Source organism: Mesorhizobium sp. LSJC285A00 (genome assembly GCF_000503155.1).
GTDB lineage: Bacteria > Pseudomonadota > Alphaproteobacteria > Rhizobiales > Rhizobiaceae > Mesorhizobium.
Genome location: NZ_AYVK01000117.1, coordinates 1 through 412, shown reverse-complemented (window position 1 = coordinate 412; position 412 = coordinate 1). Strand labels below are relative to the sequence as shown.

Here is a 412-nt window from a genome sequence, read left to right as displayed (position 1 = left end):
GATCCTGTTTCCGCTCTGGACATCGCTGCTGGTGCGCACCGTCATCTGGATCATCGTGCTGCAGAAGAACGGCCCCGTGAATTCCACACTGCTCGGATTGGGTATCGTCAGCGAACCCCTCGACCTCATCTACACTCGCTTTTCGCTGTACCTGGCGATGGTTCAGGTTCTGCTGCCCATGATGGTCCTCTCCGTCGTCGCCGTCATGCGGCGGGTTCCGACCACCTACATGCGCGCGGCGCTGTCCTTGGGTGCGCCGTGGCCCACGGCGTGGCGCCGCGTGCAGTTGCCGTTGATCCTGCCCGGGATCCTGTCCGGCGGGGCGATCGTTTTTGTCTTCGCGCTCGGCTATTACATCACCCCGACGCTTGTCGGCGGGCCGACAGACCAGATGATCTCCAGCTACATCGCC

At 62.9% G+C, this 412-nt stretch carries 1 protein-coding gene; it reads left to right on the top strand.

Translation table 11 applies throughout. The annotated features are described in order from the left end of the window. On the top strand, nt 1-412 hold a 412-nt coding region (locus X726_RS0137205; RefSeq protein WP_031215669.1), incomplete at both ends, for an ABC transporter permease.